Source organism: Klebsiella sp. Q11 (assembly GCF_964241505.1).
GTDB classification, from domain to species: domain Bacteria; phylum Pseudomonadota; class Gammaproteobacteria; order Enterobacterales; family Enterobacteriaceae; genus Klebsiella; species Klebsiella michiganensis.
Window position 1 is genome coordinate 80,818 of record NZ_CAXSXW010000017.1, and the last position, 23,092, is coordinate 103,909.

General features: G+C 56.5%; 22 protein-coding genes and 1 riboswitch. Of the genes, 13 read left to right on the forward strand and 9 right to left on the reverse strand.

Annotated features, from left to right (window positions below; translation table 11 throughout):
- Nucleotides 1-2 precede the first annotated feature (2 nt).
- On the reverse strand, nt 3-1,334 hold the full coding sequence (locus tag ACESQ2_RS23570) for an MFS transporter (protein WP_032748828.1): 1,332 nt from the start codon (nt 1,332-1,334) through the stop codon (nt 3-5).
- 341 nt (nt 1,335-1,675) lie between these two features.
- On the opposite strand from ACESQ2_RS23570, the gene ACESQ2_RS23575 reads away from it, so the two are divergent.
- The 6 genes from ACESQ2_RS23575 to ACESQ2_RS23600 all read left to right on the forward strand — a co-directional run bounded on the left by ACESQ2_RS23575 (nt 1,676) and on the right by ACESQ2_RS23600 (nt 8,394).
- Nucleotides 1,676-2,599, forward strand: a complete 924-nt coding sequence (locus ACESQ2_RS23575) for a LysR substrate-binding domain-containing protein (RefSeq protein WP_014837871.1) — start codon at nt 1,676-1,678, stop codon at nt 2,597-2,599.
- A 71-nt stretch (nt 2,600-2,670) separates the two neighbouring features.
- Nucleotides 2,671-3,348: a transcriptional regulator CecR gene (cecR, locus tag ACESQ2_RS23580; protein WP_373171412.1), complete on the forward strand. Its 678-nt coding sequence runs from the start codon at nt 2,671-2,673 to the stop codon at nt 3,346-3,348.
- Nucleotides 3,345-4,337: a secretion protein HlyD gene (gene hlyD, locus ACESQ2_RS23585; protein WP_373171414.1), complete on the forward strand. Its 993-nt coding sequence runs from the start codon at nt 3,345-3,347 to the stop codon at nt 4,335-4,337. Before cecR ends, hlyD begins: the two co-directional genes overlap by 4 nt.
- Nucleotides 4,334-6,073, forward strand: coding sequence for an ATP-binding cassette domain-containing protein (locus ACESQ2_RS23590; protein WP_046876460.1), 1,740 nt, complete (start codon nt 4,334-4,336; stop codon nt 6,071-6,073). Before hlyD ends, ACESQ2_RS23590 begins: the two co-directional genes overlap by 4 nt.
- Nucleotides 6,063-7,196, forward strand: coding sequence for an ABC transporter permease (locus ACESQ2_RS23595; protein WP_038424238.1), 1,134 nt, complete (start codon nt 6,063-6,065; stop codon nt 7,194-7,196). The genes ACESQ2_RS23590 and ACESQ2_RS23595 overlap by 11 nt, the downstream gene beginning before the upstream one ends.
- A 91-nt stretch (nt 7,197-7,287) precedes the next feature.
- Nucleotides 7,288-8,394: an ABC transporter permease gene (locus ACESQ2_RS23600; protein WP_004849064.1), complete on the forward strand. Its 1,107-nt coding sequence runs from the start codon at nt 7,288-7,290 to the stop codon at nt 8,392-8,394.
- Nucleotides 8,395-8,454: 60 nt separating this feature from the next.
- Here ACESQ2_RS23600 and ACESQ2_RS23605 read toward each other — a convergent pair whose 3' ends face one another.
- Nucleotides 8,455-8,892, reverse strand: a complete 438-nt coding sequence (locus tag ACESQ2_RS23605) for a YbhQ family protein (protein ID WP_004130686.1) — start codon at nt 8,890-8,892, stop codon at nt 8,455-8,457.
- A gap of 143 nt (nt 8,893-9,035) precedes the next feature.
- On the opposite strand from ACESQ2_RS23605, the gene ACESQ2_RS23610 reads away from it, so the two are divergent.
- Genes ACESQ2_RS23610 through ACESQ2_RS23620 form a run of 3 tightly spaced genes read left to right on the forward strand, consistent with a single transcriptional unit; the run spans nt 9,036 to nt 11,991 of the window.
- Nucleotides 9,036-9,785 carry an endonuclease/exonuclease/phosphatase family protein gene (locus ACESQ2_RS23610; protein ID WP_014228498.1) on the forward strand — a complete coding sequence of 250 codons (750 nt, stop codon included), beginning with the start codon at nt 9,036-9,038 and terminating at the stop codon, nt 9,783-9,785.
- Entirely contained in the window at nt 9,782-11,026 is a 1,245-nt protein-coding gene (clsB, locus tag ACESQ2_RS23615; RefSeq protein ID WP_014837867.1) for a cardiolipin synthase ClsB, read from the forward strand. Before ACESQ2_RS23610 ends, clsB begins: the two co-directional genes overlap by 4 nt.
- Nucleotides 11,026-11,991, forward strand: coding sequence for a YbhN family protein (locus tag ACESQ2_RS23620; protein ID WP_025108110.1), 966 nt, complete (start codon nt 11,026-11,028; stop codon nt 11,989-11,991). The genes clsB and ACESQ2_RS23620 overlap by 1 nt, the downstream gene beginning before the upstream one ends.
- A 104-nt stretch (nt 11,992-12,095) precedes the next feature.
- Here ACESQ2_RS23620 and ACESQ2_RS23625 read toward each other — a convergent pair whose 3' ends face one another.
- The 6 genes from ACESQ2_RS23625 to moaA form a co-directional block, all read right to left on the reverse strand.
- Entirely contained in the window at nt 12,096-12,800 is a 705-nt protein-coding gene (locus tag ACESQ2_RS23625; protein ID WP_004849060.1) for a Bax inhibitor-1/YccA family protein, read from the reverse strand.
- Nucleotides 12,801-12,844: 44 nt separating this feature from the next.
- The gene (gene moaE, locus ACESQ2_RS23630; protein WP_224260080.1) at nt 12,845-13,297 is read right to left on the reverse strand and encodes a molybdopterin synthase catalytic subunit MoaE; all 453 of its coding nucleotides are present in this window, start codon (nt 13,295-13,297) and stop codon (nt 12,845-12,847) included.
- Nucleotide 13,298: 1 nt separating this feature from the next.
- Nucleotides 13,299-13,547: a molybdopterin synthase sulfur carrier subunit gene (gene moaD, locus ACESQ2_RS23635; protein WP_004849056.1), complete on the reverse strand. Its 249-nt coding sequence runs from the start codon at nt 13,545-13,547 to the stop codon at nt 13,299-13,301.
- Complete coding sequence (gene moaC, locus ACESQ2_RS23640; protein ID WP_345911855.1) at nt 13,540-14,028, reverse strand: cyclic pyranopterin monophosphate synthase MoaC; 489 nt, start codon at nt 14,026-14,028, stop codon at nt 13,540-13,542. Before moaC ends, moaD begins: the two co-directional genes overlap by 8 nt.
- A gap of 3 nt (nt 14,029-14,031) precedes the next feature.
- Nucleotides 14,032-14,544 (reverse strand): molybdenum cofactor biosynthesis protein B, encoded by a 513-nt coding sequence (gene moaB, locus ACESQ2_RS23645; protein ID WP_009653795.1) that lies wholly within the window; start codon nt 14,542-14,544, stop codon nt 14,032-14,034.
- 21 nt (nt 14,545-14,565) lie between these two features.
- Nucleotides 14,566-15,555, reverse strand: a complete 990-nt coding sequence (gene moaA / locus ACESQ2_RS23650) for a GTP 3',8-cyclase MoaA (protein WP_373171417.1) — start codon at nt 15,553-15,555, stop codon at nt 14,566-14,568.
- Nucleotides 15,543-15,681: riboswitch (molybdenum cofactor riboswitch) on the reverse strand. It overlaps the preceding gene by 13 nt.
- 209 nt (nt 15,682-15,890) lie before the next feature.
- On the opposite strand from moaA, the gene yvcK reads away from it, so the two are divergent.
- From yvcK to pmrB, 4 genes are all read left to right on the forward strand, one after another.
- A complete protein-coding gene (gene yvcK / locus ACESQ2_RS23655; protein WP_004849048.1) occupies nt 15,891-16,796 on the forward strand; it encodes a uridine diphosphate-N-acetylglucosamine-binding protein YvcK in 906 nt (301 codons plus the stop codon).
- Nucleotides 16,797-16,906: 110 nt separating this feature from the next.
- Complete coding sequence (gene eptA, locus ACESQ2_RS23660; protein WP_373171418.1) at nt 16,907-18,550, forward strand: phosphoethanolamine transferase EptA; 1,644 nt, start codon at nt 16,907-16,909, stop codon at nt 18,548-18,550.
- The gene (gene pmrA / locus ACESQ2_RS23665; RefSeq protein WP_004849045.1) at nt 18,547-19,218 is read left to right on the forward strand and encodes a two-component system response regulator PmrA; all 672 of its coding nucleotides are present in this window, start codon (nt 18,547-18,549) and stop codon (nt 19,216-19,218) included. Before eptA ends, pmrA begins: the two co-directional genes overlap by 4 nt.
- A gap of 4 nt (nt 19,219-19,222) precedes the next feature.
- On the forward strand, nt 19,223-20,320 hold the full coding sequence (gene pmrB / locus ACESQ2_RS23670; protein WP_014228490.1) for a two-component system sensor histidine kinase PmrB: 1,098 nt from the start codon (nt 19,223-19,225) through the stop codon (nt 20,318-20,320).
- A gap of 301 nt (nt 20,321-20,621) precedes the next feature.
- Here the strand turns inward: pmrB and uvrB are convergent, their stop codons facing one another.
- Complete coding sequence (uvrB, locus tag ACESQ2_RS23675) at nt 20,622-22,637, reverse strand: excinuclease ABC subunit UvrB (RefSeq protein ID WP_182158141.1); 2,016 nt, start codon at nt 22,635-22,637, stop codon at nt 20,622-20,624.
- Nucleotides 22,638-23,092 lie beyond the last annotated feature (455 nt).

The following is a 23,092-nucleotide window of genomic DNA, read 5'->3' on the forward strand; positions in this document are numbered from 1 at the left end:
CGTTATTGTGGCTCATCGAGGAAAAGAATCACCACCAGACCTATTGCGGCGCAGATACCAAAATAGGTAAATACAGAATTAAAGCTGCCGGTCTGATCAAGTAAAAAACCGGCGGCCATCGGGGCGACAAAGCCGCCAAGGTTGCCGCCGCTATTAATAATAGAAGAGGCAATCGGATAGGTTTTACTGTCCGAAACGGCCATTCCGTAGGCGGTAAAAGCCGGCCAGCCAATATTCAAACAAAAACCGACAAAGAATAATCCAATACATACCGCCAAGGTGCTTGCTGGAATGTTCAGCATAATGAGCATCATGACCACGGTTGAAATCGCGGTGAACATCATGGTGGGTTTACGCCGGCGGCCTAACACTTTATCCGAGATCCAGCCTCCACCAATCGCGCCAATAAAGCCGCCGATGCACGGCATACTCGCCACGAAGCCCATACTCATCACGTCAAAACCGCGCTCTTTCACTAAATACAGCGGGATCCACGTTAATAACCCGTACAGCACGCTGACCATCATAAAATAGGCCAGACAGTCACCAAGAATATTTTTCGAGGTAAATAATCCTTTCGCCGTATCGATAGGCGCCATCTTTTTCACCCGAATAATTTTATCCAGCCAGGTGAAGCGGTCGGCAATTAATATATTTTCGCGGACGGCGTTTTTATCGGTTTCACGCCCGGCATTAATCTCTTCCAGTTCGCGTTGCGAAACAAATCCGCTTTCCGCGGGCGTTGACTTAACCAACAGGTACCACGCGACCGCCGCCACAATCCCCGGTATCGCAAAGGAGAAAAAGACCCATCGCCAGCCCCAGGTAACCGCGATCCACACCGCCAGCGGCGGTACGATTATCGGCGCAAACATGGTGGCGGCGATGTAGACGCCCGTTGCCGTGGCCTTCTCTTTCGGCGGGAACCAGTTATTAATGGTTGAAGCCAGCCCCACCGGGCACGGCCCTTCGCTAAGCCCCAGCCCCAGTCGCACCATCTTCAGGCCAAATACCGAGCTCACGGTGCCCATCAGCCAGGTAAAAGCGGAAAAGCCGAAAATAGACAGCGAGACCAGTCCCCGGGTACCGCGTCTGGCAATAAAAAAACCGGCCGGGATCTGACTTACCGCATAGCCGAGGAAAAACATGCTGGCGATGGCCCCGGCCTCAAAGTTGTTGATATGAAACTCGTCAATAATGAACGGCAGTACCGCACCGATATTCGTTCTGTCGGCGTAATTTATGGCATACACCAGGAAAATCATCGTCAAAACCACGAAACGATATTTTGTTTTTCTGGCGTCAGTACAGACAACAGTATCTATACGTGACATAGGGTATCCTCTTTATTTTTTTATGTTTTTTGTCGCGACCCTTACCGCATCGCGCCCTGTTATCAGGCCTGTAGTTGCAATATAACAATCCCAAAAAGAAAGAGTATTCAAAAAAGCTCAATTGCGCGTGAGAAAAATTTGCTTCGTGACTGCACTCAAATTCCTGTCAATTATTTTTTTCGAGAGTTTTGCATTTAAAACTGTTAACTTCATCACGGATTGCGCCATCACTTATTTTCCGGCTGTGCTATGCTGACCATCATTTTCTGGGATAACGGCTGGACGTCCTTCTTTTTGAGTAAAAAAACCGCCTTGCGTTATTCCCCCCGCCGGAGGAAATCATGAACCAGCCGCTGCAGAATAAAAGCTTGCCGATGCCATCCTTACGTAATATTCAGGCCTTTATTGAAGTGGCTGATACCGGCAGCCTGAACCTGGCGGCAGAGAATCTTAATATTACGGCCTCCGCGGTAAGTCATCAGATAGCCAGCCTGGAACAGTATCTGGGAAAAAAAATATTTTCCCGTAGCAGTAAAGGGATGGTATTAACCACAATTGGCGAAAAATACCTTAAAGAGGTTTCCGGGGCGTTAAATATTATTGGTCAGGCCACTAACCAGGTGATTAATGATATCCACCAGGATTATTTACGGATTCATTCCGCGCCGAGCTTTGGATTATTGTGGCTGATGCCCCGTCTGAATAAATTTCGCCAGGCCTGGCCGGAGCTTAAAATTAGCCTGACCTGCTCTTATGAAAGCATCCAGTTCTCCCGCGATAATATTGATATCGATATTCGCCACGGGCTCTCACAGTGGCCAACCCTGGTGGTCAAGACCATAAAAAATGAACGCGTGCTCCCCTTTAGCTCATCGACTTATTTAGCCGGCCGCGACGTTCAGTCCATTGAAGACCTGCTGGCCTGCGACCTTATTCATTCCGATAGCACGCTGATCGGCTGGAGCAACTGGCTGTCGTGGCATAAGGTTCGCGGCTGGAATAAAAACTTTATTTTTAATTTTGACCGCTCCTATATGAGTATTGAGGCTGCCCGGATGGGAATGGGGATTATTCTTGAGAGTAATTTGCTGGCCGGGCAGAGCGTGAGCCAACGCCACCTGGAACCCGTCTTTACCCGCGACGTCAGCATGCCGGTTAACGCGCATCACTTCGTTTTACCGCACCCGAATGAACAAAAAGAGAAAGTGAAGATCTTCTTTGCCTGGGTTGCCGAAGAGCTGAGTCGCGAAGGATTTCATATCTAGCAGCAAACGGTGGACAAACCGCCAACCTGCGCCTAGAGTTAATCAATCGATTGATTAACTTTTCTCGCGCGATGACAACCAATCCCACGACCAGTAAGGGCGAGCAGGCGAAAAGCCAGCTTATCGCCGCCGCAATCGCACAGTTTGGCGAATACGGCCTGCACGCCACAACCCGCGATATTGCCGCCCAGGCCGGGCAGAATATCGCCGCCATTACCTACTATTTTGGTTCCAAGGACGATCTCTATCTCGCCTGCGCCCAGTGGATTGCCGATTTTATCGAGCACAATTTCCGCCCCCACGCGCAGGCGGCGGAAGCGCTGTGCGCTGAGCCTGTTCCGGATAAAGCCGCCATGCGCACCCTGATACTGGGCGCCTGCCAGAATATGATTTTGCTGCTGACCCAGGACGACACCGTCAATTTGAGCAAATTTATCTCCCGCGAGCAGCTGTCACCAACGCCGGCCTACCGGCTCATCCACGATCAGGTGATTGCTCCGCTACACTGCTACCTGACCCGCTTAATCGCCGCCTATACCGGCCTTAACCCTGACAGCACGGAAATGGTCCTCCACACCCACGCGCTGCTGGGCGAAGTTCTCGCTTTTCGCCTTGGTAGGGAAACGGTGCTGCGCCGCGCGGGCTGGGCTGAGTTCGATCGGGACAAAACCGCGCAAATTATTGAGGTTATCACCTGCCATATTGATTTCGTTCTGGAAGGATTATCGCAAAGGAGTCTGGAGTCATGAAAAAACCGCTCATCGTCGTTGTGCTGCTTCTCCTGCTGGCCGCTGTCATTGGCGGAGGCTGGTGGTGGTACCAGAGCAGCCAGCAGAAAGCGCTCACGCTGTATGGCAACGTGGATATTCGTACCGTCAACCTCAGCTTCCGCGTGGGCGGGCGGCTGGCGTCGCTCAGCGTCGACGAGGGCGATGCGATTAAAGCCGGGCAGACCCTGGGCGAGCTGGACCGCGCGCCCTACGAGAATGCCCTGCAGCAGGCTCAGGCCAACGTTTCCACCGCCCAGGCGCAGTACGACCTGATGATGGCGGGGTATCGCTCGGAAGAGATCGCCCAGGCCGCCGCCGCGGTCAACCAGGCGCAGGCCGCTTACGACTATGCGCAGAATTTTTACCAGCGCCAGCTGGGGCTGCGCAAAAGCAGCGCCATCTCCGCTAACGACCTGGAAAACGCCCGCTCATCGCGCGATCAGGCCCAGGCGACGCTGAAGTCCGCGCAGGATAAGCTGCGCCAGTACCGCGCCGGTAATCGTCCGCAGGAAATCGCCCAGGCCAAAGCCAGCCTTGAACAGGCGCAGGCCGCGCTGGCGCAGGCGAAGTTGGATCTGTACGATACCACGCTGACCTCACCGTCCGACGGGACGCTGATGACCCGCGCCGTCGAGCCGGGCAGCATGCTCAGCGCTGGCGGCACGGTGATGACGTTATCGTTAACCCATCCGGTGTGGGTGCGCGCCTATATCGATGAAAAAAACCTCGGTCAGGCCCAGCCGGGTCGCGAAGTGCTGCTTTACACCGATAGTCGCCCGGATAAACCCTACCGCGGCAAAATCGGCTTCGTCTCCCCTACCGCTGAATTCACGCCGAAAACCGTGGAAACGCCGGACCTGCGCACCGATCTGGTTTATCGCCTGCGTATTGTGGTCACTGATGCCGACGACGCGCTGCGCCAGGGGATGCCGGTCACCGTCACCTTCAGTCACGGAAACGGCCAATGAGCGAGGACGTGATTACGCTGAGCGGCCTGACCCGGCGCTTTGCCGGCATGGATCGCCCGGCCGTCGCGCCGCTGGACTGCACCATTCACTCCGGCTATGTGACCGGTCTGGTGGGCCCGGATGGCGCCGGAAAAACCACCCTGATGCGCATGCTCGCCGGGCTGCTGAAGCCCGACGCAGGCAGCGCAAAAGTGATCGGCTTCGACCCGATTGCCGACGATAGCGCCCTGCATGCGGTGCTCGGCTATATGCCGCAGAAATTCGGCCTGTATGAAGATCTGACGGTGATGGAAAACCTGACGCTCTACGCCGATCTGCGCAGCGTGACCGGCGAGGCGCGGGAAAAAACCTTCGCCAGGCTGCTGGAGTTTACCTCCCTCGGCCCCTTTACCGGCCGGCTGGCGGGCAAGCTTTCCGGCGGCATGAAGCAGAAACTTGGCCTGGCCTGCACCCTCGTCGGCGAACCGAGAGTCCTGCTGCTGGACGAACCCGGCGTCGGCGTCGACCCTATCTCCCGCCGCGAACTGTGGCAGATGGTGCACGAACTGGCGGGCGACGGAATGCTGATCCTCTGGAGCACCTCTTATCTTGATGAGGCCGAGCAGTGCCGGGACGTTCTGTTGATGAACGAGGGCCAGCTGCTCTACCAGGGGGCGCCAAAAGAGCTGACGCAGACCATGGCCGGACGCAGCTTTTTGGTTTCCAGCGCCCGGGAGAATAACCGCCGCCTCCTCCAGCGTACGCTGAAGCTGCCGCAGGTCAGCGATGGCGTGATTCAGGGTAAATCGGTACGCCTGATCCTTAAAAAAGAGGCCAGCATCAGCGATGTACAGAAGGCTGGCGATATGCCGCCGCTGGAGGTCGCCGAAACCGCGCCGCGCTTCGAGGATGCCTTTATCGACCTGCTGGGCGGCGCCGGTACTGCCGAATCGCCGCTGGGCAACATTATCCACACCGTGGAAGGCTCCCATGAGGACACGGTGATTGAAGCGCAGACCCTGACCAAGAAATTCGGCGATTTTGCCGCCACCGACCACGTTGATTTTCAGGTCAAACGCGGGGAGATTTTCGGCCTCCTCGGGCCTAACGGCGCGGGAAAGTCCACGACGTTTAAGATGATGTGCGGCCTGCTGGTCCCCACCTCCGGGAAAGCGCTGGTGCTGGGCATGGACCTGAAAGTCAGCTCCGGCAAGGCGCGTCAGCATCTGGGCTATATGGCGCAGAAGTTCTCGCTCTACGGCAACCTTTCCGTTGAGCAGAACCTGCGCTTCTTCTCCGGCGTCTACGGCCTGCGCGGACGGGCGCAGAACGACAAAATCGCCAGCATGAGCGAGGCGTTTGGCCTGAAAAGCATCGCCCGGCAGGCCGCCGACAATCTGCCGCTCGGCTATAAGCAGCGCCTGGCGCTGGCCTGCTCGTTGATGCACGAGCCGGATATCCTGTTTCTTGATGAACCCACTTCCGGGGTCGACCCCCTCACCCGCCGCGAATTCTGGCTGCATATCAACAGCATGGTGGATAAAGGCGTGACGGTGATGGTCACCACCCACTTTATGGATGAAGCGGAGTATTGCGATCGTATCGGCCTGGTCTATCGCGGCAAACTGATCGCCAGCGGCACGCCGGACGATCTGAAGGCGCTGGCGGCGGATGATGAACAGCCTGACCCGACGATGGAGCAGGCGTTTATCACCCTCATTCACGACTGGGATAAGGAGAACGCCGGTGAGCGCTAAACTGCTATCGTGGCGGCGCGTACGCGCCCTGTGCGTGAAAGAGACGCGGCAGATTGTCCGCGACCCCAGCAGCTGGCTGATTGCGGTGGTCATCCCCCTGCTGCTGCTGTTTATCTTTGGCTACGGGATTAACCTCGACTCCAGCAAGCTGCGGGTGGGCGTGCTGCTGGAGCAGCAGAGCGAAGAGGCGCTGGATTTTGTCCATACCATGACCGGCTCCCCTTATATCGACGCCACCATCAGCGATAACCGCCAGGAACTGGTGCAGATGATGCAGGCGGGACGCATTCGCGCCCTGGTAACCCTGCCGGTGGACTTCGACCAGAAGATGGCCCGCCCCGGCGACGATGCGCCGATCCAGCTCATCACCGACGGCAGCGAACCGAATACCGCTAACTTCGCCCAGGGCTACGTCGAAGGCATCTGGCAAATCTGGCAGCAGCAGCGGGCGGAAGATCGCGGCGAAACCTTCGAGCCGCTAATCGACGTGCAGACGCGCTACTGGTTTAACCCGGCCGCGATCAGCCAGCATTTTATTATCCCCGGCGCGATTACCATCATTATGACGGTAGTCGGCGCGATCCTGACCTCGCTGGTGGTGGCCCGCGAGTGGGAGCGCGGCACCATGGAGGCGCTGCTGTCGACCGAGATTACCCGCGCCGAGCTGCTGCTGTGCAAGCTGATCCCCTACTATTTCCTCGGCATGCTGGCGATGCTGCTGTGTATGCTGGTGGCGGTGTTTATTCTCGGCGTGCCCTTTCGCGGTTCGCTGGTGATTCTGTTTTTTATCACCAGCCTGTTTTTGCTGAGCACCCTGGGAATGGGGCTGCTGATTTCCACCATTACCCGCAACCAGTTTAACGCCGCGCAGGTGGCGCTGAATGCCGCATTCCTGCCTTCAATTATGCTGTCCGGGTTTATTTTTCAGATAGACAGCATGCCGGCGATAATCCGCGCGGTGACCTACGTGATCCCGGCGCGCTATTTTGTCAGCACCCTGCAAAGCCTGTTTCTGGCGGGCAACATCCCGGTGGTGCTGCTGGTGAACGTGATGTTTTTAATCGCCTCGGCGGTGATGTTTATCGGCCTGACGTGGCTGAAAACCAAACGGCGTCTGGATTAATTTGCCTGCGTGCCCCCCGGTACAAGGGCTGGCAAACGGGTAGCCCGGATAAGCGCAGCGCAATCCGGGGCTCACAAAGAGAGAATATAAGATGTTTCATCGCTTATGGACGTTAATCCGCAAAGAGCTACAGTCGCTGTTGCGTGAACCGCAGACGCGGGCGATTTTGATTATGCCGGTGCTCATTCAGGTGCTGCTGTTCCCCTTTGCCGCCACGCTGGAGGTAACAAACGCCACCATCGCTATCTATAACGAAGACAACGGCAAGCACGCCGTGGAGCTGACCCAGCGCTTTGCCCGCGCCAAAGCCTTCACCCACGTGCTGTTACTGAAAAGCCCTCAGGAAATAAGACCGACCATCGATGAACAAAAAGCGCTATTGGTCGTGCGTTTCCCGGCGGATTTTTCGCGCAACCTCGACACCAACCAGACCGCCCCGCTCCAGCTGCTGCTGGACGGGCGCAACTCCAACAGCGCGCAAATTGCCGCCAACTACCTCCAGCAGATCGTCAAAAGCTATCAGCAGGACCTGCTGGAAGGCAAAGCCAAACCGAACAATAGCGAGCTGGTGGTACGCAACTGGTATAACCCGAATCTCGATTACAAATGGTTCGTGGTGCCGTCGCTGATCGCCATGATCACCACCATCGGCGTAATGATCGTCACCTCGCTCTCCGTTGCCCGCGAGCGCGAACAGGGGACGCTCGACCAGCTGCTGGTCTCGCCGCTGGCAACCTGGCAGATCTTTATCGGTAAAGCGGTCCCGGCGCTGATTGTCGCCACCCTGCAGGCGACCATCGTGCTGGGGATCGGTATCTGGGCCTATCAGATTCCCTTCGCTGGCTCACTGCTGCTGTTTTACTTCACGATGATCGTTTACGGTCTGTCGCTGGTAGGATTCGGACTGCTGATTTCGTCGCTGTGCTCCACGCAGCAGCAGGCGTTTATCGGCGTATTCGTCTTTATGATGCCGGCGATTTTACTCTCCGGCTACGTTTCGCCGGTGGAAAATATGCCGGTATGGCTACAAAACCTGACGTGGGTGAACCCGATTCGTCATTTCACCGATATCACCAAGCAGATCTATTTGAAGGATGCGAGTCTGGAAATCGTGTGGGGAAGTTTGTGGCCGCTACTGGTCATAGCGGCCACCACCGGCTCGGCGGCGTATGCGATGTTCCGAAGAAAGATCGCGTAATACTCGTCATCGTTCAAGCCACAACTGTGCTGGCTCGCCTTGCTCCCCCCAGTCACATAGTTATCTATGCTTCTGGGGATTCGCTGCGTTGCCGCCTTGTTGTAGCCCGAACGATTTAGCGTATCTGTTTTTATCTTTTGCCAGCAGTGAAACCACCGCCGGACCGGCCAGTATTGCCAGCCCGGCGAGGGCCAGCAGCAGGTTATTGTGCAGCACGCGCGACAGCAGCCACAGCACGATCACCGCGGTACCGAAGTACCAGGTGGTGGTGAGTTCCTCAAGGAAATCACCGACGTCGCGCCAGCGCTCATCGTGATGGCGCTGCAAAAACAGCATCGACACTAACGTGACGCCGTACAGCACGCACAAACCTAATCCGACGCGCACCAGCGCGCCGCTCATCCAACCCATCACCAGTACTGCCACGACCAGTAGATGCAACATAATCTGCCAGCAACTAAGACCCGTTGCGACGCGTACACGTTGTTGCCACTTCATGGCTTCTCTCCTGAAGGATTTTTCTCTGCTACTCAGAGTACCGCACTTTACGGAAAATTCCGTATCACCGCATCTTTTTGTGACCTCTACTACACTATTTCCTACAGGAAAGTGACATTGCCCAGAGAAATAAGGACAAACAAATGCCGCGATTTTCGTTAAACGTGCTGACAATTAACACTCATAAAGGGTTTACTGCGTTCAATCGCCGCTTTATTTTGCCCGAATTACGCGAAGCGGTGCGCAGCGTCAGCGCCGACATTGTTTGCCTGCAGGAGGTGATGGGGGCGCACGAAATTCATCCGCTGCATATCGAAAACTGGCCGGATACCACCCACTATGAGTTTCTGGCCGATACCATGTGGAGCGATTATGCCTACGGTCGTAACGCCGTTTACCCGGAAGGGCATCACGGCAACGCGGTCCTCTCCCGCTTCCCCATCGAACATTATCAAAATCTCGATGTTTCGGTCGGCAACAGCGAAAAGCGCGGCCTGCTCTACTGCCGCATCGTCCCGCCGGAAAGCGGCATCGCTATCCATTTATTCTGCGTGCACCTGGGACTGCGCGCTCATCAACGCCAGGCCCAGCTGACGATGCTGGCGGACTGGGTGAACGGTTTACCCGCGGGCGAACCGGTGGTGGTAGCCGGTGATTTTAACGACTGGCGGCAGCAGGCGAACCGCCAGCTTAAAGCCCAGGCCGGGCTGGAGGAGATTTTTACCCGCGCCAGAGGGCGCCCGGCGCGCACTTTCCCGGTCAGCTTTCCGCTGCTGCGACTTGACCGCATCTACGTAAAAAACGCCCACGCCAGCCAGCCCAGAGCGCTGGCGTTAAAACAGTGGCGTCATCTGTCCGATCATGCACCGCTTAGCGTGGAGATACATCTGTGAAATGCAGCTGGCAGGAAGGAAACCGCATTCGGCTATTAGAAAATGGCGATAACTATTATCCGGCCCTGTTTGCCGCCATCGGCCGCGCGCAGCAGCGGGTGATCCTTGAGTCTTTTATCTGGTTTGAAGATGACGTCGGCAAACAGCTCCATGCCGTTCTGTTAAAAGCGGCCCAGCGCGGCGTGCGCGTCGAGGTCTTACTGGACGGCTACGGCTCGCCGGATTTAAGCGAAAGCTTTGTGGGCGAGCTGACGTCGGCTGGCGTGATTTTTCGCTATTACGATCCGCGCCCGCGCCTGCTCGGCATGCGCACCAATTTATTTCGCCGTATGCATCGCAAAATCGTGGTGATTGACGACGTTACCGCCTTTGTCGGCGGCATTAACTACTCCGCCGAGCACATGACCGATTACGGTCCGGAGGCCAAACAGGATTACGCCGTACAGGTCGAAGGGCCGGTAGTGCTCGATATTCTGCAATTTGAACTCGAAAACCTCCCCACCAGCGAAGCGACCCGACGCTGGTGGCAGCGGCGTCGGCATAAGCCTGAAATCAACCGCAACCCCGGCGAAGCGCAGGCGCTGTTTATCTGGCGGGATAATCAGGATCATCGCGATGATATTGAGCGTCACTATCTGAAGATGCTGACCAGCGCCCGCCGGGAAGTGATTATCGCTAACGCCTACTTTTTCCCCGGCTATCGGCTGCTGCACGCTATGCGCAACGCTGCCCGCCGCGGCGTGCGCGTTAAGCTCATCGTTCAGGGTGAGCCGGATATTCCGATTGTCAAATTCGGCGCGCGCCTGCTCTACCACTATCTGGTAAAAGGCGGCGTGCAGATTTTCGAATATCGCCGCCGTCCGCTACACGGCAAAGTGGCGCTGGCGGACGATCACTGGGCCACTGTGGGCTCCAGCAACCTCGACCCCCTGAGCCTGTCGCTGAATCTGGAAGCCAACCTGGTGATTCACGACCGCGAGTTTAACCAGACGCTGCGCGATAATCTCAATGGCTTAATCCTTAACGACTGCCGCGAGGTCGATAAGCGCATTTTGTCGAAACGAACCTGGTGGCGGCTCGGCATTAGCGTGCTGGCGTTCCACTTCCTGCGCCACTTCCCTGCCTGGGTCGGATGGCTACCGGCCCATACGCCGCTGCTGTCGCGGGTTCAGCCCCCGGTACAGCCAGAAATAGAAACCCAGGACCGCGTGGACCCGGAAAACCAGGAGGTGAAATCCTGATGGCGAAATCTCACCCTCGCTGGCGGATGGCGAAAAAAATCCTGACGGTGCTCTTTTTTATCGCCGTCGTCGTTCTGCTGGTGGTCTACGCGCAAAAAATCGACTGGCAGGACGTGTGGAAGGTCATTCGCGATTACAACCGTACGGCGCTGCTCAGCGCCATCGGGTTGGTTATCGCCAGCTACCTGATCTATGGCTGCTACGACCTGCTGGGGCGCGCTTACTGCGGCCACAAGCTGGCTAAACGCCAGGTGATGCTGGTGTCGTTTATCTGCTACGCCTTTAACCTGACGCTCAGCACCTGGGTGGGTGGGATTGGTATGCGCTATCGGCTCTACTCGCGCCTCGGCCTGAGCGGCGCAACCATTACCCGTATCTTCTCCCTGAGCATTACCACCAACTGGCTGGGCTATATTCTGCTCGGCGGCATTATTTTTAGCTCCGGCATGGTGAAGGTGCCCGAGCGCTGGTATATCAGCCAGTCGTCGCTGCAAATTCTGGGCGTCGTTTTACTGCTGATTTCCGCGTTTTACCTGTGGGCCTGCGCCTTTGCTAAAAAGCGCCATCTGACGATAAAAGGCCAGCGGCTGGTTCTGCCGTCCTGGCGCTTCGCGTTATTGCAGATGGCGGTTTCCAGCCTGAACTGGATGGCGATGGGGGCGATTATCTGGCTGCTGCTGGGCCCGCAGGTGGACTATTTTCTCGTGCTCGGCGTGCTGCTGGTCAGCAGCATTGCGGGGGTTATCGTGCATATTCCGGCAGGCATTGGCGTGCTTGAGGCGGTATTTATCGCCATGCTTTCCGGGGAAGAGATTTCGCGCGGCGCGATTATTGCCGCCCTGCTTGCCTATCGCGCCCTGTACTACTTCCTGCCGCTGCTGCTGGCGACCATCGGCTACCTGATTCTGGAGAGCCGGGCGAAGCATCTGCGGGAGAAAAACCAGCGCAAGCTGGCGGGCGAGTAGTCAAAAAAGCCCCGGTCGCGGATGCTGACCGGGGCTACAGGTTCATCGTTTTCTGCGGTCTGGTAGCCCGGATAAGGCGCATCGCGCCGCCATCCGGGAACGAGTTAACGACGGTTGCCGAAAATGCGCAGCAGCATCAGGAACAGGTTGATAAAGTCCAGATACAGCGTCAGCGCCCCAAGAATCGAGTATTTGCGCAGCGTCGACGCATCGCGAACGTCAATCTGCTCGCCGATGTTTTTCAGCTTCTGGGTGTCATAGGCGGTCAGGCCGACGAAGACGATCACCCCGATGTAGGTCACCGCCCACATCAGCGCTTCGCTCTTCAGCCAGAAGTTAACCAGCGACGCCAGCAGGATACCGATAAGCGCCATAAACAGCATATTGCCGAAGCCGCTCAGGTCGCGTTTAGTGGTATAGCCGTAAAGGCTCATCACGCCAAACATCCCGCCTGCCACCACGAAGGTACTGGCGATCGATGAGTAGGTATAGACGAGGAATATACTGGATAAGGTGAGCCCGGTTAGCGCCGAATAGAGCATAAACAGGGTAGTCGCCATTCCCGCGCTCAGCCGCTGCACCATGCCGGAGAGCACGAATACCAGCCCCAGCTGGGCGATGATCAGGCCGAAAAAGGTTATTTTGCTGGAAAAGACAAACATCATCACCGCAGGGGTGTTGGCCGCAAACCACGCGATAAACGCCGTGAGCAGCAGCCCGACCGTCATCCAGCCGTACACCTGCGCCATATAAGTTTGAAGTCCGCTGCGACCCTGTACGATCGCCCCGGAACGAGGATATCTATCCATGACTGTCTCCTGATTAACGAAATTTATCTTCTAAGCGTACCACACTACCAGCGTTCTGCCGCTTCACGGTCGCTATCTCGCGCATCGACCCAGCGCTCGCCTTCCGGCGTCGCCTCCCGCTTCCAGAACGGCGCGCGGGTCTTCAGGTAATCCATAATAAACTCCCCCGCCGCAAACGCGCTACCGCGGTGGGCGCTGGTGACGCCGACAAAGACAATCTCCTCCCCGGGCCACATCTCGCCGATACGGTGAATCACCGTCACCCGGCCCAGCGGCCAGCGCTCGCGCGCCTGTTCCACAATCTCCGCCAGCGACTTTTCCGTCATCCCCGGATAGTGTTCGAGGGTCAGCGCTTTGACGCTGTCGCCAAGGTTGTGGTTGCGGACCTTGCCGGTAAACGTCACTACCGCGCCGTCTTCATCGCGCTCGGCCAGCCAGGGGTATTCGTCGCCGACCTTAAAGCGGTCATGGCTGACGATAATACGCGTCTGCATCATGTTATCCCCCGGTAACCGGCGGGAAAAACGCCACTTCATCACCGGCCGCCAGCGGGTGATCAAACGTCGTCAGCGTCTGGTTTACCGCCGCCAGCAGCTTGCCCTCCTCCAGCGCCAGCGCCCAGCGGTCGCCGCGGGCGATCAGCTGCTGGCGAACGGCTTCAACCGTGGTCAGGCCTTGCGGATCGAGCGTCAGGGAGTCGGTGCCGAGCAGTTCGCGCACCTGGGCAAAAAAAAGAACCTTAATCATGGCTATCTTCCACTCTGAAATCACCGGACTTGCCGCCGCTTTTCGCCAGCAGGCGCACCGGACCTATCACCATATCTTTCTGCACCGCTTTGCACATATCGTAAATCGTCAGCGCGGCGACGGAAGCGGCTGTCAGGGCTTCCATCTCAACGCCGGTTTTCCCGGTCAGACGGCACAGGGATTCGATACGCACCCGGTTATGCTCGGGCTGCGCCTGCAGATTGACTTCGACTTTGCTCAGCATCAGCGGATGGCAAAGCGGAATCAGCTCCCAGGTACGTTTTGCCGCCTGGATCCCGGCAATGCGCGCGGTGGCAAAGACATCGCCTTTGTGATGGCTACCGTCGATAATCATCGCCAGCGTCGTGGCCTGCATTTCAACATAGGCCTCGGCGCGCGCTTCGCGAACCGTCTCCACTTTCCCTGAGACATCGACCATGTGCGCTTCGCCGGCGGCGTTAATATGGGTCAGCTGCGTCATAAATTACTTCTTAAGATGAGAGATAAAGTTGCACGGGCGCGTGCGCGCATCGAGCTGCGGCGCAATAATATTGTCCCATGCGGTACGACAGGCTTTGGTTGAGCCGGGCATCGCAAAAATCAGCGTGCGGTTCGCCACCCCGGCAACGGCGCGGGACTGCAGGGTCGAGGTGCCGATCTCTTCGAAGGAGAGCATGCGGAACACCTCGCCGAAACCTTCCACTTCGCGGTCAAACAGCGGCAGCAGCGCTTCCGGCGCCTGGTCGCCGTCGGTAAAACCGGTGCCGCCGGTAATCAGCACCACCTGCACCTCATCGCCGGCAATCCACGCCGACACCTGGGCGCGAATGGCGTAGCGGTTCTCTTTCACAATCGCCTTATCGACGATGACGTGCCCCGCCTCCTCAGCCGCGTCGCGCAGCCAGTGTCCGGAGGTGTCGTCCTCTTCGCCACGTCGGCTGGAGACGGTGAGAATAGCAATACGGGTCGGGATAAACTCAGCGCTGGCCTGGCTCATCTGATCGCTCCTTAAAATGAATTATCCGCCAATATAGGACAGGTTCTGGGTAATACCGGTGTTGCCCTGATGCAGGAAGTGGGTCTGTTTTTTGTGCGTTAACGCCTCGGATATGCGCGCCTCCAGCGCCGGCTGCTGCTCATCATCGGCGAGCAGATCGCGCAGATCGACGCCGCCTTCGCCGAACAGGCACAGGTGCAATTTACCCACGGAAGAGACGCGCAGACGGTTACAGGTAGCGCAGAAGTCTTTTTCATAAGGCATAATCAGACCGATTTCCCCGGCATAATCCGGATGGCAAAACACCTGCGCCGGGCCGTCGCTACGCTGGCGGATCTGATGGATCCAGCCGCGACGCAGCAGCTCATCGCGCAGCACCATGCCCGAGATATGATGGCGGCGGAACAGATCGCTGCCTTCGCCGGTTTCCATCAATTCAATAAAACGCAGCTGAATGCGGCGCGGCTGGATCCACGCCAGAAAAGTGTCGAGCTGGTGATGGTTAACGTCGCGCATCAGCACGGTATTGACCTTCACTTTTTCGAAGCCAGCGGCAAATGCGGCATCGATGCCGTCCATCACCTGATGAAACTTGTCCTGGCCGGTGATGGCGTGAAACTGACGCGCATCGAGGCTATCCACGCTGACGTTAATCGCCGTCAGCCCGGCATCGCGCCAGCTTTCAACGTCGCGCGCCAGCCGGTAGCCGTTGGTGGTGACCGCAATCTGGCGAATAGAAGGGTTTTCCCGCACCGCGGCGATGATGTCGGTAAAATCGCGACGCAGCGAGGGTTCGCCGCCGGTCAGGCGCACCTTTTCCGTCCCCAGGGTGGAGAACGCGCGCGTCACGCGGCGAACTTCATCAACGCTGAGAAAGCCTTTATTGGTGACGGCGCCGGGCTTATAGCCATCGGGAAGACAGTAGGTACAACGAAAGTTGCATACGTCGGTAATTGATAAACGCAGATAGTAAAACTTCCGCGCAAATGCATCGGTAAGCTGTGAAGCCATAGACACCTTTCCAAATACGGGAGACGCGGTCATTTCTTTTCGCGCCCTGGTGGCAACCAAAGTTGTCACGGCCAAAGCACCATATCTTTCGACACAGGCACAGAGGCTAGAGTGTTAGTGGGTTACGCCGAATAGTAGCGCTTTAATAACGGTTATGCCATTTCCAGTTTCGTTATATAATCATGTACATATCGATACGATCGCGTATTTTCGCTACAGAATAGCTAAAAACCACGCTTTTGCATTGATGTCGGTCAGTTTGTCAGATTCAGCCCATCGTCTTTTAGGGGTAGATCGGTTACTGTGAGCCCGATAAATGGTTATAAGGGATTTTTATGCGCAATCGCACTTTCGCCGATCTGGATCGCGTGGTGGCACTCGGCGGCGGGCACGGGCTGGGCCGGGTAATGTCATCCCTCTCTTCGCTCGGTTCACGCCTCACCGGCATCGTCACCACGACCGATAACGGCGGCTCTACGGGGCGCATTCGTCGCGCGGAAGGCGGCATCGCCTGGGGCGATATGCGCAACTGTATTAATCAGCTCATCGCCGAACCCAGCGTGGCCTCGGCGATGTTTGAGTACCGTTTTAGCGGCAACGGCGAGCTTTCCGGGCATAACCTCGGCAATTTGATGCTTAAGGCACTGGATCACCTGAGCGTGCGCCCGCTTGAAGCGATCAATTTGATCAGGAATCTTCTTAAGGTCGACGCGTTTCTGATCCCGATGTCGGAACAACCGGTCGATCTTATGGCCATCGACCATGAAGGGCACGAAGTTTACGGTGAAGTGAATATCGATCAGCTTGCCAGCGTGCCGCGCGAGCTTATGCTCTCCCCGCCGGTGCCCACCACCCGTGAAGCGATAGAAGCCATCGCCGAAGCCGATTTAATCCTGATTGGCCCCGGCAGCTTCTATACCAGCCTGATGCCGATTCTGCTGCTTGATGAGATGGCGAAGGCGCTGCGCCGCACGCCCGCGCCAATGGTGTTTATCGATAACCTCGGCAAAGAGCATAGCCCGGCAGCCAGCCTGACGCTGGCGGACAGGGTCGCCATTATGGAGCAGCAGATTGGTAAACGGGTGATTGACGCGCTGGTTGTCGGCCCGAAAGCCGATATCGCAGGGATTAAGGATCGGGTCGTCATTCAGACGCCGCTGGACGCCAGCGATGTGCCCTATCGTCACGATCGCCAGCTGTTGCGCCGCGCGCTGGATAAAGCGATTCAGGCCTTAGGCTAATCCTCAACGCGGCCTTATCCTCGCGACAAAAACAGGCAGGCTTAAAATCTTAAGGTTGTCTTAAAAAAAAACGGGCAGCATAGCGAACATCTCTTTATGTGGACTTCGCTATGTCGTTATTTTCTTTACGTCGGCCAATGCTTAACCGTACGGTCTATTTGATTCTGTTCGCCTGCTATATTGGCCTGGCGCTGAACATCGCTTTCTATCGCCAGGCGTTTACCCTGCTGCCGGTCAACGGCCTGCATAACTGGCTGGTGTTCCTCAGTATGCCGATAGTGGCTATCAGCGTGATGAATATCATCACCACGCTAGCGTCATTTCTTAAGCTTGACCGCCTCGTTATCAGCCTGTTTATTCTGCTTAGCGCCTCGGCCCAGTATTTTATCTGGACCTTTGGCGTGGTTATCGATCGGGCGATGATCACCAATATTCTCGATACCACTCCCGCCGAAAGCTTTGCGCTACTCTCCGGAAAAATGGTCCTGATCCTGGGACTCTCCGGCATTCTGGCGGTGGTCGTGGCCTGGTGGGTTAAAATCCGCAAACCGGCAACCCTGTGGCGCAGCGTGGCGGTAAGGCTGTTGAGCATCGTGGTTTCAGCGCTGCTGATTATTCTGGTCGCGGCATTTTTCTATAAAGATTACGCCTCGCTGTTTCGCAATAACAAAGAGCTGGTTAAGTCCCTGAGCCCGTCAAACAGCATTGTGGCCGTGAACTCCTGGTATGCGCATAACAGGATGGATAATCTTCCTCTGGTCAAAATTGGCGAAGACGCGATTCAGAAGCCGGAGATGCGCAGCGGACCGCGGAAAAACCTGACTATCGTGGTGTTAGGCGAAACCTCAAGGGCGGCAAACTTTTCCCTGAACGGCTACGCCCGCGAGACCAACCCGCGCCTGAAACAGGATAATGTTATCTATTTCCCCGACACCACGTCCTGCGGCACTGCGACCGCGGTTTCTGTACCGTGCATGTTCTCTAATATGCCGCGCGCCCACTATGATGAAGAGCTGGCGCACCATCAGGAAGGCGTGCTGGATATCCTGCAGCGCGCGGGAATTCAGGTTCAGTGGAATGATAACGACGGCGGCTGTAAAGGAGCCTGCGACCGGGTACCGCACCAGAACGTCACCGATCTCAAGCTTAGCGGCCAGTGCATCGACGGCGAGTGCTACGATGAGGTGCTGTTCCATAACCTGGAGAACTATATCGATAATCTGCAGCAGGACGGGATTATCGTTCTGCACACTATCGGCAGCCACGGCCCAACCTACTACAATCGTTATCCGGCGCAGTTTAAACAGTTTACGCCCACCTGCGACACCAACGAGATTCAGAGTTGCACCCAGCAGCAGCTCACCAATACCTACGATAATACGATTTTGTATGTCGATTATGTGGTCGACAAAGCGATAAAATTACTGCAGTCAAAGCAGGATAAATTTACCACCAGCCTGGTGTATCTCTCGGATCACGGCGAGTCGCTTGGCGAGGATGGGGTGTATTTACACGGGCTACCGTGGTCCATCGCCCCGGAGACGCAAAAACACGTCCCGATGCTGCTGTGGCTGTCAGCGGATTATCAACAGCGCTATGGCGTGTCCAGCCAGTGTTTGCAGCAAAAAGCGAAAACGCAAGCGTATTCGCAGGATAATCTTTTCTCCACCCTGCTCGGTCTGCTCGGGGTCAGCACCCGCGAGTACCAGGCAACAGACGATATTTTAACGCCATGTAGAGAGGCAGGCCGATGAAAATTTTAGTCATTGAAGACGATGCGCTCCTGTTACAAGGGTTAATTCTGGCGATGCAAAGCGAGGGCTACGTTTGCGACGGCGTATCAACCGCCCACGAAGCCGCCCTCTCTCTGGCCAGCAACCACTACAGCCTGGTGGTTCTCGACCTCGGCCTGCCGGATGAAGACGGTCTGCACTTCCTGGCGCGCATGCGACGGGAGAAGTTCAGCCAGCCGGTGCTGATCCTCACCGCCCGCGATACCGTGGATGACCGCATCAGCGGCCTGGATACCGGCGCGGATGACTACCTGGTTAAGCCGTTTGCGCTGGAAGAGCTGAACGCGCGCATTCGCGCCCTGCTGCGTCGTCACAATAATCAGGGCGATAACGAACTGTCCGTCGGCAATCTGCGCCTGAACGTCACCCGGCGGCTGGTCTGGCTCGGCGAGCAGTCCCTGGATTTAACGCCCAAAGAGTACGCTCTGCTTTCACGCCTGATGATGAAAGCGGGCAGCCCGGTGCATCGCGAAATTCTCTACAACGACATTTACAGCTGGGACAACGAACCGGCCACCAATACGCTGGAGGTGCATATCCATAATCTGCGCGATAAAGTCGGCAAATCACGCATCCGCACCGTCCGTGGCTTTGGCTATATGCTGGTTGATAACGCGGAGACCGAATAACGCTATGGCTTTTTTTGTCAGTGAAAACTGGACTATGCGTCATCGGCTGCTGCTGACAATTGGCGCTATTCTGGCCGTTTGTCAGCTCATCAGCGTGTTCTGGCTGTGGCATGAAAGTCAGGAGCAGATTCAGCTGCTGGTCGCCAGCGCCATTGAAGGGCATAACAATCAGAAGCATATTGAGCATGAGGTTCGCGAAGCGGTAGCCAGCCTGCTGATCCCAAGCCTGCTGATTATCGGCCTGGCGCTGTATATCTCCCTGCTGGCGGTGAAAAAAATCACAAAGCCGCTTTCCAGACTGCAGCTCGAGCTGGAAAGCCGCACCCCGGACAACCTGCAGCCTATCACGCTGAAGGAATCGGTTCCTGAAGTCACCGCGGTGACCACCGCGATTAATCAGCTGGTGTCCCGCCTGAATTTAACCCTCGATCGCGAGCGTCTGTTTACCGCCGACGTCGCCCATGAGCTGCGCACGCCGCTGGCCGGGCTGCGTCTGCACCTGGAGCTTCTGGCGAAAGTGCATGGCGTTAGCGTGGACCCGCTAATTCAGCGTCTCGATCAAATGACCAATAGCATTACCCAGCTGCTTCAGCTGGCGCGCGTTGGCCAGTCATTCTCCGCCGGAAGCTATCAGCAGGTTGCGCTGAAAGAGGATGTGATTGAACCGCTGCAGAGCGAACTTGAGACAATGCTGCAGCAGCGCCAGCAGACGCTGGCGATCAACGTCAAGGATGGAGAGGCAATCGTGTCGGGCGACGCCACGCTGGTGCAGGTTATTTTACGTAACCTGGTCGAAAACGCGCATCGTTATAGCCCGACGGGGTCGACGATTAAAGTGTCGATAGCGCCTGGCCCAACGCCCATTCTGGCCGTTGAGGATGAAGGACCGGGAATTGATGAGGCTAAAAGCGGTGAGCTAAGCAAAGCGTTCGTCCGCATGGACAGCCGCTATGGCGGTATTGGTCTCGGGTTAAGCATCGTCACTCGCATCGCCCAGCTGCACGACGCGCAGTTCTTTTTACATAACCGACAGCCCGGTCCCGGCGTTCGCGCCTGGGTACTCTTCCCTAAAGCTTCGCGTCAGAACGTCAGCACCCACTGATGGAAAAAGGCAACGACGATAACAAACGCGCAGGTGACTGCCAGGTATTCGCGGAAGGTTAATTTTTGCATGGCGCTATCCTCAGTAAAGTGAGGATAGTTTCGCCAAACAAGATTAAGCCAACATTAAGCATCACGGAAAATCGCGACAGAGGGGCAACAAATAACCAAAGCGTTTCGGCTCATGTGCCCGCTTTTCTGTCAGGTGGCGGCTGGCGCCTTACCCGACCCACGAAAAACACATTCCGTCCATCGCCCCGAAGACCCGGTAAGGCCCGGGCGATATTTATCTGGCAACGCCGCTACGAAGCGGCGATAAACAGCTCGCGCAGCTGGTGAAGCTGGTCGCGAATTTGCGCCGCCTCTTCGAACTCCAGGTTCTGCGCGTGCTGCATCATCTGCCCTTCCAGTTCGTGAATCTTCTGCTGGAGCGCCTTCGGCGTTAGCGCGACGGCATCCGCCTCAACCGGTGAGCGAGACTTGCCGCGCCCCTTGGTTTTGGTTTTCGCGATATTCTGACCGAGGGCCAGAATGTCGACCACTTTCTTATTCAGACCCTGCGGAACGATACCGTGCTCTTCGTTGTACGCCTGCTGCTTCTCGCGGCGGCGCTCGGTTTCTCCGATCGCTTTCGCCATCGACGGGGTGATTTTATCGCCGTAGAGAATCGCTTTGCCGTTGATATTTCGCGCCGCGCGGCCAATGGTCTGAATCAGCGAGCGTTCAGAGCGCAGGAAGCCTTCTTTATCGGCATCCAGGATCGCCACCAGCGAAACTTCCGGCATATCCAAACCTTCACGCAGCAGGTTGATCCCCACCAGCACGTCAAACTCGCCGAGGCGCAGGTCGCGGATAATCTCCATGCGCTCCACGGTGTCGATGTCCGAGTGCAGGTAGCGCACCCGCTCGCCGTGCTCTTCCAGATATTCGGTTAAATCTTCCGCCATGCGTTTGGTCAGCGTCGTGACCAGCACGCGCTCGTTGATCGCGGTGCGGATGCGAATTTCCGAGAGCAGATCGTCGACCTGGGTGCCTACCGGACGCACTTCGATGACCGGATCCAGCAGCCCCGTAGGACGGACGACCTGGTCCACCACCTCGTCGCCGGATTTATCCAGCTCATAGGCTCCCGGCGTCGCCGAAACATAGATGGTTTGCGGCGCCAGGGCCTCAAACTCTTCAAACTTGAGCGGACGGTTATCGAGCGCCGACGGCAGGCGGAAACCGTACTCCACCAGCGTCTCTTTGCGCGCCCGATCCCCGCGGTACATACCGCCAATCTGCGGGATCGTGACGTGGGACTCATCGATGACCAATAGACCATCGGCCGGCAGGTAGTCAAACAGCGTCGGCGGCGGTTCGCCCGGCCCGCGGCCCGACAGATAGCGCGAGTAGTTTTCAATCCCCGAGCAGTAGCCCAGCTCGTTCATCATTTCGAGGTCGAACTGCGTACGCTGGCTCAGACGCTGCTCTTCCAGCAGCTTGTTGTTCTCCAGCAATCGCTTACGCCGCTCCGACAGTTCAACTTTAATCTCTTCCATCGCCTGGACGATACGCTCGCGCGGGGTGACGTAGTGGGTTTTGGGATAAACGGTGAAGCGCGGGATCGTCGACTCAATATGACCGGTCAGCGGATCGAACAGCGACAGACGCTCAACTTCCTCATCGAACAGCTCAACGCGCAGCGCGATGTCATCAGACTCCGCCGGGAAGATATCAATCACCTCGCCGCGCACGCGGAAGGTACCGCGCTGGAAGGCCTGATCGTTGCGGGTATACTGCAGCTCGGCCAGGCGGCGCAAAATAGCGCGCTGGTCGATAATCATGCCGACCGTCAGATGCAGCATCATTTTCAGATACAGATCCGGATCGCCCAGACCGTAGATAGCGGAGACCGAGGCCACCACCACCACGTCGCGACGCTCCAGCAGCGCTTTGGTCGCCGACAGACGCATCTGTTCAATATGTTCGTTCACCGACGCATCTTTCTCGATGAAGGTGTCCGAGCTTGGCACGTAGGCTTCCGGCTGGTAGTAGTCGTAGTACGAGACGAAATACTCCACCGCGTTCTCCGGGAAGAACTCTTTCATTTCGCCGTATAGCTGCGCCGCCAGGGTTTTGTTTGGCGCCAGCACCATCGTCGGACGCTGCAGGTCAGCAATGACGTTGGCGATGGTAAACGTTTTACCTGAGCCGGTGACCCCGAGCAGGGTTTGATGCGCCAGGCCATCTTCCAGCCCCTCTTCCAGGCGACGAATGGCTTCCGGCTGATCGCCGGAGGGACGGAAAGCAGAATGCAGCTTGAACGGTTTACTCATCAATCAGAACCTGAAGAAGGGTTGAACGGCAGGTGTTTAATTCTACTCGCCGGCTCAGCTTTTGCCAATAAAAAATACTGGATATAAAAACAGTGTCGTATTATCGTAGTCGGACTAATTAGCGCTTTTTACCGTCAACATGGACGAATAAAAACCGCTTTACGGGATAATCGACCACGCTTCAGGGTTATCCCCAAAAAGTATGGCCATTTAACATTTGTCAAGCGAGGGGATGAATGTTTTATGGCAGTCGGTGACACTTTTCTTACAGGCATTGATTTTATTTAAATAATTGATATTTAATAGAATTTAATAAAAGACGGGTTTCGCGCCAATTCGGCCGCAGGCCGCGTACTCTCTAGCTTACCGCAAGTTTTCTAACTCTAATACACAAGGTTATCCACAGGAATAGTGGATAACTGTCTGCAGCCCATGACCCGAGCCACCCGAACAAA

Coding starts and splice junctions, on each gene's coding strand:
- ACESQ2_RS23570 (WP_032748828.1), bottom strand. CDS start 1,334: ATGTCACGTATAGATACTGTTGTCTGTACTGACGCCAGAAAAACAAAA.
- ACESQ2_RS23575 (WP_014837871.1), top strand. CDS start 1,676: ATGAACCAGCCGCTGCAGAATAAAAGCTTGCCGATGCCATCCTTACGT.
- cecR (WP_373171412.1), top strand. CDS start 2,671: ATGACAACCAATCCCACGACCAGTAAGGGCGAGCAGGCGAAAAGCCAG.
- hlyD (WP_373171414.1), top strand. CDS start 3,345: ATGAAAAAACCGCTCATCGTCGTTGTGCTGCTTCTCCTGCTGGCCGCT.
- ACESQ2_RS23590 (WP_046876460.1), top strand. CDS start 4,334: ATGAGCGAGGACGTGATTACGCTGAGCGGCCTGACCCGGCGCTTTGCC.
- ACESQ2_RS23600 (WP_004849064.1), top strand. CDS start 7,288: ATGTTTCATCGCTTATGGACGTTAATCCGCAAAGAGCTACAGTCGCTG.
- ACESQ2_RS23605 (WP_004130686.1), bottom strand. CDS start 8,892: ATGAAGTGGCAACAACGTGTACGCGTCGCAACGGGTCTTAGTTGCTGG.
- ACESQ2_RS23610 (WP_014228498.1), top strand. CDS start 9,036: ATGCCGCGATTTTCGTTAAACGTGCTGACAATTAACACTCATAAAGGG.
- ACESQ2_RS23620 (WP_025108110.1), top strand. CDS start 11,026: ATGGCGAAATCTCACCCTCGCTGGCGGATGGCGAAAAAAATCCTGACG.
- ACESQ2_RS23625 (WP_004849060.1), bottom strand. CDS start 12,800: ATGGATAGATATCCTCGTTCCGGGGCGATCGTACAGGGTCGCAGCGGA.
- moaE (WP_224260080.1), bottom strand. CDS start 13,297: ATGATGCAGACGCGTATTATCGTCAGCCATGACCGCTTTAAGGTCGGC.
- moaD (WP_004849056.1), bottom strand. CDS start 13,547: ATGATTAAGGTTCTTTTTTTTGCCCAGGTGCGCGAACTGCTCGGCACC.
- moaC (WP_345911855.1), bottom strand. CDS start 14,028: ATGACGCAGCTGACCCATATTAACGCCGCCGGCGAAGCGCACATGGTC.
- moaB (WP_009653795.1), bottom strand. CDS start 14,544: ATGAGCCAGGCCAGCGCTGAGTTTATCCCGACCCGTATTGCTATTCTC.
- moaA (WP_373171417.1), bottom strand. CDS start 15,555: ATGGCTTCACAGCTTACCGATGCATTTGCGCGGAAGTTTTACTATCTG.
- yvcK (WP_004849048.1), top strand. CDS start 15,891: ATGCGCAATCGCACTTTCGCCGATCTGGATCGCGTGGTGGCACTCGGC.
- eptA (WP_373171418.1), top strand. CDS start 16,907: ATGTCGTTATTTTCTTTACGTCGGCCAATGCTTAACCGTACGGTCTAT.
- pmrA (WP_004849045.1), top strand. CDS start 18,547: ATGAAAATTTTAGTCATTGAAGACGATGCGCTCCTGTTACAAGGGTTA.
- pmrB (WP_014228490.1), top strand. CDS start 19,223: ATGGCTTTTTTTGTCAGTGAAAACTGGACTATGCGTCATCGGCTGCTG.
- uvrB (WP_182158141.1), bottom strand. CDS start 22,637: ATGAGTAAACCGTTCAAGCTGCATTCTGCTTTCCGTCCCTCCGGCGAT.